This is a genomic window from Aeromonas sp. QDB23, assembly GCF_027707745.1.
Taxonomy (GTDB): domain Bacteria; phylum Pseudomonadota; class Gammaproteobacteria; order Enterobacterales; family Aeromonadaceae; genus Aeromonas; species Aeromonas allosaccharophila.
The window spans coordinates 48,918-56,151 of sequence record NZ_JAPCJA010000032.1 but is presented as its reverse complement, the minus strand read 5'-3'; the positions used below and the strand labels follow the sequence as shown (position 1 = coordinate 56,151).

6 protein-coding genes and 1 tRNA gene are annotated in these 7,234 nt (G+C 59.0%); 2 read left to right on the top strand and 5 right to left on the bottom strand.

Annotation, left to right across the window (positions count from 1 at the left end; translation table 11 throughout):
- Nucleotides 1–118: 118 nt before the first annotated feature.
- The 4 genes from PG888_RS14325 to rsmC form a co-directional block, all read right to left on the bottom strand.
- Nucleotides 119–204: transfer RNA gene (locus tag PG888_RS14325), tRNA-Leu, on the bottom strand.
- Nucleotides 205–332: 128 nt separating this feature from the next.
- A complete protein-coding gene (gene glgA / locus PG888_RS14320) occupies nt 333–1,793 on the bottom strand; it encodes a glycogen synthase GlgA (RefSeq protein ID WP_182933413.1) in 1,461 nt (486 codons plus the stop codon).
- Nucleotides 1,783–3,000 carry a glucose-1-phosphate adenylyltransferase gene (gene glgC / locus PG888_RS14315; protein WP_042059554.1) on the bottom strand — a complete coding sequence of 406 codons (1,218 nt, stop codon included), beginning with the start codon at nt 2,998–3,000 and terminating at the stop codon, nt 1,783–1,785. The genes glgA and glgC overlap by 11 nt, the downstream gene beginning before the upstream one ends.
- 151 nt (nt 3,001–3,151) lie before the next feature.
- The gene (rsmC, locus tag PG888_RS14310; protein ID WP_182938711.1) at nt 3,152–4,180 is read right to left on the bottom strand and encodes a 16S rRNA (guanine(1207)-N(2))-methyltransferase RsmC; all 1,029 of its coding nucleotides are present in this window, start codon (nt 4,178–4,180) and stop codon (nt 3,152–3,154) included.
- Nucleotides 4,181–4,460: 280 nt separating this feature from the next.
- On the opposite strand from rsmC, the gene dapA reads away from it, so the two are divergent.
- Nucleotides 4,461–5,333 (top strand): 4-hydroxy-tetrahydrodipicolinate synthase, encoded by an 873-nt coding sequence (gene dapA / locus PG888_RS14305; protein ID WP_182938712.1) that lies wholly within the window; start codon nt 4,461–4,463, stop codon nt 5,331–5,333.
- Between the two features lie 78 nt (nt 5,334–5,411).
- Here dapA and PG888_RS14300 read toward each other — a convergent pair whose 3' ends face one another.
- The gene (locus PG888_RS14300; RefSeq protein ID WP_182938713.1) at nt 5,412–6,380 is read right to left on the bottom strand and encodes a CYTH domain-containing protein; all 969 of its coding nucleotides are present in this window, start codon (nt 6,378–6,380) and stop codon (nt 5,412–5,414) included.
- A gap of 169 nt (nt 6,381–6,549) precedes the next feature.
- Between PG888_RS14300 and PG888_RS14295 the strand changes: the two genes are divergently transcribed.
- Nucleotides 6,550–7,230, top strand: coding sequence for a TIGR00153 family protein (locus PG888_RS14295; RefSeq protein WP_042059563.1), 681 nt, complete (start codon nt 6,550–6,552; stop codon nt 7,228–7,230).
- Nucleotides 7,231–7,234: the final 4 nt, after the last annotated feature.

Below are 7,234 nucleotides of genomic sequence, written 5' to 3'. Positions count from 1 at the left end.
AACCCTCACACCCGGGGGGCACTAACACCTGAAGCTAGCGCGTCTACCAATTCCGCCACCTTCGCACATTCGGGTTTTCTAGTTGGATTTACATGCTGCTGAATCAGCATGGCAGTATTGGTGCGAAGAGAGGGACTCGAACCCTCACATCCGTGGGACACTAACACCTGAAGCTAGCGCGTCTACCAATTCCGCCACCTTCGCATCACTGCGGAGGGGGATTCTATAGAGTTTTGGGGGAGCGTCAACAGCCAAAGGGGACTTTTTTCGCTGTTGACGCCCAAAGTGGCGCCAAGGGTACAAAACTTCAGCAATTAGCCGACGTTTGGTGCTCAGTAACGGCCCAATGCGCTCTGATACATCAGCTCATACTGGGTGACAGAGTCAGGCCAGTTGAAGCGGGTCTTCATGGCATTGTGCTGCACCTTGGCAAAACGCTCCTTGTCCTGCAGGAAATAGAGCAAGCTGCGGCGCATGGTATCGAGCAGGATGGCGGCTGTCGGATCGTTGAAGCAGAAACCGGTGGCCCGCTCGGGATCGGCATCCCAATCCACCACGGTATCTTTCAGACCCCCTACGGCGCGCACCAGCGGCAGGGTGCCGTAGGCGAGGCTGTACATCTGGTTGAGGCCGCAAGGCTCGAACAGTGAGGGCATCAGGAAGAAGTCGGCACCCGCTTCGACCAGATGAGCCAGCCGATCGTCATAGGTGTTGATGAAGGCGAGCTTGTCCGGATAATCCCGGGCCATGGTTTGCAGTTGCGTGGCGAGCGCAGGATCGCCAGAGCCGACGATCACCACTTGCACTTGATGGTGGAGGAATTTCTCCAGCGCAGGGAGCAGCAGAGGGACACCCTTCTGCTCGGTCAGGCGGCAAACCATGCCGTAGATCGGCAGATCTGCCACGGCCAGTCCCGCTTCCTGCTGCAGACTCTGCTTGCAGATCTGTTTGCCAGCCATGTTGTCGATGCTGTAGGTCGCAGGCAGGAACTCGTCGAACTCCGGATCCCAGTCTTTATAGTCGCAGCCGTTGAGGATGCCGCACAGATCGGCCGCCCGCTGCTGGAAGATGCTGGCCATGCCGTGGGCGCCGAGGTGAGTCAGCAGCTCCTGGGCATAGTTGGGGCTGACCGCATTGATCTTGTCGGCGTAGAGCACCCCGCATTTGAGCAGATTGACGTGGCCGTAGTCATAGTTGATGCGGCGTTCGTAGTCGGCGATTTCGGGCATGGCCCAAAACTGCTCGCGGCCGAACACTCCCTGAAACGCCGCGTTGTGAATACTGATCACGCTGCGGGTCTGCTGGAAGAAGGGGTTCTGAGCATGGCGGGTTTTCAGCAGCAGCGGCAGCAGGCCGGTGTGCCAGTCGTTGCAGTGGACGATGTCCGAGGCGAAGCCGAGCTGCTCGCAGGCATGGAGGGCCGCCGCCGAGAAGAAGGCAAAGCGCTCGCCGTTATCCGGATAGGCCTGATTGTTCTCGGCGTAGAGCTGGGGACGATCGAAATACTGCGGGCAGTCGAGCAGATAGACGCAGACGCCATCCAGCTCCATCTGGTAAATGCGATAACCGATATCCGGCAGCCCCGGATGGGTGGGCAGCCAGCGGGACGCGACCAGTTTGGCCTCATCCCGTCGCTTTATCGTCTTGTAGAAGGGCAGCATGATCCTGACATCATGTCCCTTCTGGGCCAGGTACATCGGCAGGGCTCTGGCAACGTCTGCCAGGCCCCCGGTCTTGACCAGCCCCTCAACTTCCGAGGCAACAAACAGGATTTTCAGTGGGTTAATAGCCAACTCTTGCTCCCTTAGGTACCACCACGATACCGCCTTCGGATACGGTAAATCGCTCTCTATCGTGGTCGAGATTTTCACCGATAACGGTGCCGGGCGCAATTTCAACGTTTTTATCTATGATCGCGCGCCGGATGGAGCACCCTTCACCAATCTTCACATCCCCCAGCAGCACGGATTCACTGATGTGGCTGCAGGGGCCGATATTGCAGCGGAAACCGAGGATGGAGCGCTGGATCTGGCTGCCCTGAATGAAGCAACCGGCGGAGATCAGGGAGTTGGCGATCTTCACCTTGCACTCGTCACTGTCGATGAAGGTGGCGGGGGGCAGCGCCGGATAGTGGGTGTGTAGCGGCCACTTGCGGTTATAGAGGGAGAAGGGGGGATTGTCGGCTACCAAATCCATGTGCGCCTGCCAATAGGAGTCCAGAGTCCCCACATCTCGCCAGTAGACGCTCGGTCTTTCACCGGGGATGACGTTGGTGCTGTAGTCGTAGACATAGACGGGGGCGCGCGGGTAGAGGCTCGGGATCACATCCTTGCCAAAATCGTGGCTGGAGTTCTCCTCGGCGGCATCCCGCTTCAGCTCGCGGCAGAGGGCATCGGTCTCGAAGATGTAGTTGCCCATGGAGACCAGCGCCTGGGTCGGATCGCCGGGGATGTGCTTGGGCTGCTTCGGCTTTTCCTGAAAACCGATCATCCGTCCTTCGGTATCCACCTCGATCACCCCGAATGCACTCGCCTCTTCGATGGGCATGCGCAGGGCGGCGACCGTCATGGCGGCGTTCTTCTGCTTATGGAAGGTCACCATCTGGCTCACATCCATCTTGTAGATGTGGTCGGAGCCGAAGATGCAGACGTGATCCGGTTCGGCCCGCTCGATAAAGCCGAGGTTCTGGTAGATGGCGTCGGCGGTGCCGTCATACCAGCGTTTGCCCATCCGCATCTGGGCCGGGATGGGGTCGATGAAGCGGTCGGTGATGCCAACGATATTCCAGCCCTTCTTCATGTGCAGATAGAGGGATTGGGATTTGAATTGGGTCAGTACATAGATGCGCAGAAAGTCTGCGTTGACGAAGTTGTTGAGGACAAAGTCGATCAGCCGGTAGCTGCCACCGAAAGGGACGGAGGGCTTGCTGCGGGTGGTGGTCAGAGGCTGCAGGCGAGTACCTTCGCCACCAGCCAGGATCATGGTCAAAATGCCTGCCATCGTATTTCTCTCCCTGAATGAACCACATGAAAAGGTTTTCAACATCCGGTATAAAAACACCCCTTAAGGGGTGGTTTTTATAGTGCTCTTAGTACCTTATCAGATCCCGTATGGCGCTCTCTAGCTGTTTTATTGTGCGGCTTACACTTATTTACACTTTGCTCAGATAGACCTTGAATTTGGCATCACTGCTGATCACCTCAGTCCGTTTGAAGTGTGTCTCCAGTATAGGCTGGTAGCGCAAGAAGGCGTTGGCAACAATGGTCAGCGAGCCAGTTGGCAGCAAAAATTCCGGCGCCTTGGCCAGGAACTGCTCGGTCGCCGCATAGAAGGTTTTGAGACCCGCATGGAATGGCGGGTTGGAGACGATGTGCTGGAAGCGGGTGGCGACATCGGAATAGACATCGGAAGGGAAAACCTTGCCCTCTAACCCATTGATCGCGAGGGTGCGGCGGCTCGATTCCAGCGCCAGCGCACTGATATCCACCATGTTGACCTTGAGATCCGGATTGCGCTTGGCCAGCACAGATCCAATCACCCCGGCGCCGCAGCCGAAATCGAGCAGCTCGCCCTTCATCGGCGGCACTGCGGCCAGCAGCATCTGGGTGCCGAGATCCAGCTCGGCGGCGCTGAAGACGCCGGGCAGTGCCAGCACGGTCAGTTCGGTATCACCGGCCTTGCACTGGTAGCGGCCAAACCAGCTATCCAGCTCGAACGGGGCGACCGGTTTGCTCAGTTCACCGTGATAGAGGGAGCAGCGGCGCGCCGAGTCACGTTTGACTGGCTTCTCGCCATAAGGGGCCAGCAGCTTGTCGGCGCCATTGATGCCGCCGCGGTTGTCACCGGCCAGGAACAGGTCGGCACCCGCCTCCAGCAAGGGAGTCATCATGGCCAGCAGATATTGCGCCTCGGCCTTGGCCTTGGGCATCAGCAGTAGCAGGGCATCGAAGCGGGGGGCGCCAGCGAGCTGGTGGTCGAACAGGATGGCCTCGCCGAGGGCGGCCTGCTGGCTGCGGTAGTAGCAGTAATCGGTGGTAAAGACGGTCAGGGTCTGGGCCAGGGTCGCCAGCTGGCGGGGGTAGTCATCCTCCAGCGCGCCACAGACAAGTAGCCGCTTGCCGACAAAGAGGGCTTGGTTTCGTTCCAGCATCTGGCTGACGGCACTGATAGGGCTGCTCATCGGGTCTCTCCACGCAATTTTGGGCGGCCATTATACATAGCCCCTTTCGCCTTGACATTTATGCCGTGTTCCCGAAATATGCCCAGACACCATTTTTTGACCAGAGATGACGAAATGCGGTTCAACGGGTTGAAACGAAAGCACAAAAAAAGCCTGAAATTCGGGCCTGCCGACGTTCGCGCGTAACCTCTCATCCCTGAGAAGCTTCAAACCCCGGTTGCGCACATCGTACCGGGGTTTTTTATTGCCATATGCGCGTCATTTAGGAGAAGGAGATCCCATGTTTCAAGGTTCAATCGTTGCGTTGATCACCCCGTTTCGACAGGGAAAGCTGGATGAAGAGGCGCTGCTGCGTCTGGTGGAGTGGCATATCGAGCAGGGCACCCACGGCATTGTGCCGGTCGGTACCACGGGTGAAAGCCCGACCCTGACCCATGACGAGCACTGCCGGGTGGTGGAGCTGGTGGTCAAGCAGGTGGCGGGGCGCGTGCCGGTGATTGCCGGGGCCGGTTCCAACAACCCGGTCGAGGCCATCGAGTACACCCTCCATGCCGAGCGGGTCGGCGCCGATGCCACCCTGCATGTGGCCGGTTACTACAACCGTCCCAATCAGGAGGGGCTCTACCACCACTTCAAGGCCGTCCACGACGCCACCGCCAAGCCGATCATCGTCTACAACATTCCGCCGCGCGCCATTGTCGACGTGCAACCGGCGACCCTGGCCCGTCTGGCCGAACTGCCGCGCATTGCCGGGGTGAAAGATGCCACCGGCGATCTGGCTCGTCCCTGGACCGAGCGCCAGCTGATCAAAAAGCCCTTCGCCTGGCTCTCCGGTGAAGATGCCACCGCCGTCGCCTACAACATCGGCGGCGGTCAGGGCTGTATCTCGGTGACCGCCAACGTAGCCCCCAAGCTGGTGGCCGAGGTGCAGAACCTCACGCTGGCGGGCAAGTGGCAAGCCGCGCGTGAACTGCAAGACCAGCTCATTCCGCTTCATCAGGCGATGTTTGCCGAGCCGAGCCCGGCCGGTGCCAAATATGCCGCTTCCCTGCTCGGTTTCTGTAGCGAGGAGTGCCGCTTGCCGGTGATGCCGCTGTCGGACGCAACCCGCGAGCGCATTCGCAGCGCCATGCAGCAGCTCAACCTGCTGTAATGCAAAACGGGTGAGCCAAGGCTCACCCGTTTTGTTTCTGGTCTTTAGTTCCGACCTTGGGTTCCTACATAGCCCCGCTCAGGCGGTGTGATGCAGCCAGGCTGCGATGGCCAGCTGCAACTCGACATACGCCGGATAGAGGAAGAGATCGGCCAGCTTGGCAGGCCACTCGTCATGCTCGCCCGATTGGGCTTGCAGATGTGCGTGCAGGCTGGTCAGAGCTGGCAGCCAGGGCGCGGCTTGTGGCAGCGTGGCCGCACTGCGGGCGACCAGATCGATCCCCTGACACAGGGCCGCGAGTGCCTGCCGTTGAACGTCTTCATCCTGCGGATGCTCCAGCCAGAGCTGCTCGTGATGTTGCCAGTGGCGCAGCCCCTCGCTTACCCCCGTTATGCCATCCATACCTTCATGCTCGACCAGCGCTTGCAGGGCCAGCGGTTTGCCAAGGCCTGCCAGTCGATAGCCGCGCTGGGCTTTGGATTGGGCGCCGAGGCGCAACCCGCCGAGCTTGGCGAGGCGCAGGGCCAGTGCAAACAGGGCTGTGGTGGCGCCGGACTTGAGCTCCAGTTCCAGTTCGTTGATGGTGGTGCGGCCCTGACTGCCGACTATTTCTCCCTGATCCCAGGCCAGCTCAATCTCGGCGTTCTCGAAGGCGATCAACCAGTGGCGACGCAGGAAGTCGGTGCGAAACTGGGCGACCAGCTGCTGCTGGATACAGTCGCGCTCGGTCAGGGTCGGCCAAATCTCATCGGGAAAGGACGAGAGAGTCGGCAGATCGCCGCTGACGGGGGCGTTGTACTCGGGTCTGGCGTGCAGGCCGCCCACTACCTGGCCGCGGCATTTGATGGTCTGTTCGGCGAAGGCATCGCAGCGGCGGATCCGCAACCCCATCTCCAGCTGGCGCAGGGCAAGGGTCGGCGTATCGAAATAGACGTTGCCGAGCTGCTGTCGGGACGATTCCTTAATTTCAAGAGAATTCAGCAGGTTGGATAACGCGGTTTGAATGTCGCTGGCGACAAAAAACTTTATCTCGATCTCAGTTTGCATAGTCATTCCGGGCTGGCAGGCAACTTTGGGGGGCAGGATTCGGGTCGCGGGGATATAATGCCCGCGATACAACCAGATTAATTCGCGGTTTAATTGAGTGCGCAGTTCGGTTATCCTGCGCGCCTCATAAAATCGTATCGAGTGTTTTTTCACCGACACAGGTTTGGCCATGCCAGTAAATACTATTTTGGGGCTTTTTGCCAAGTCCCCCATCAAGCCGCTGCAGAAGCATATCGTCAAGGTTCACCAGTGCTCCCAGCAGTTGGTTCCTTTCTTTGATGCCGTTGCCGAAGACCGTTGGGAAGATGCCGAGCAGATCCGGCAGCAGATTGCCCAGCTGGAGAAAGAGGCGGACATCCTCAAGCGTGAAATTCGTCTGAAACTGCCTCGTGGCCTGTTTCTGCCGGTTGCGCGTACCGACCTGCTGGAGCTGTTGACCCAGCAAGACAAGATTGCCAACCGTGCCAAGGATATCTCCGGCCGCATGCTTGGCCGTCGCATGGAGTTCCCCTCAGAAATGCGGGCGGATTTCATGGCTTACCTCAAACGTTGTATTGATGCGACCGCTCAGGCCGAGAAAGCGATCGGGGAGCTCGACGAGCTGCTCGAGACCGGCTTCAAAGGACGGGAAGTGGAAATGGTTGCCGAGATGATCCACCAGCTGGATCTGATCGAGGACGATACAGACACCATGCAGATCGGTCTGCGCCAACAGCTGCAAGCGGTTGAGCAGAAGTACAATCCGATTGATGTGATGTTCCTTTACAAGATCCTCGAATGGGTAGGTGACCTGGCAGATCAGGCCGAGCGTGTAGGCGCCCGTCTGGAACTGATGCTGGCTCGTTCGTAATCGA

Coding starts and splice junctions, on each gene's coding strand:
- glgC (WP_042059554.1), bottom strand. CDS start 3,000: ATGGCAGGCATTTTGACCATGATCCTGGCTGGTGGCGAAGGTACTCGC.
- rsmC (WP_182938711.1), bottom strand. CDS start 4,180: ATGAGCAGCCCTATCAGTGCCGTCAGCCAGATGCTGGAACGAAACCAA.
- dapA (WP_182938712.1), top strand. CDS start 4,461: ATGTTTCAAGGTTCAATCGTTGCGTTGATCACCCCGTTTCGACAGGGA.
- PG888_RS14300 (WP_182938713.1), bottom strand. CDS start 6,380: ATGCAAACTGAGATCGAGATAAAGTTTTTTGTCGCCAGCGACATTCAA.
- PG888_RS14295 (WP_042059563.1), top strand. CDS start 6,550: ATGCCAGTAAATACTATTTTGGGGCTTTTTGCCAAGTCCCCCATCAAG.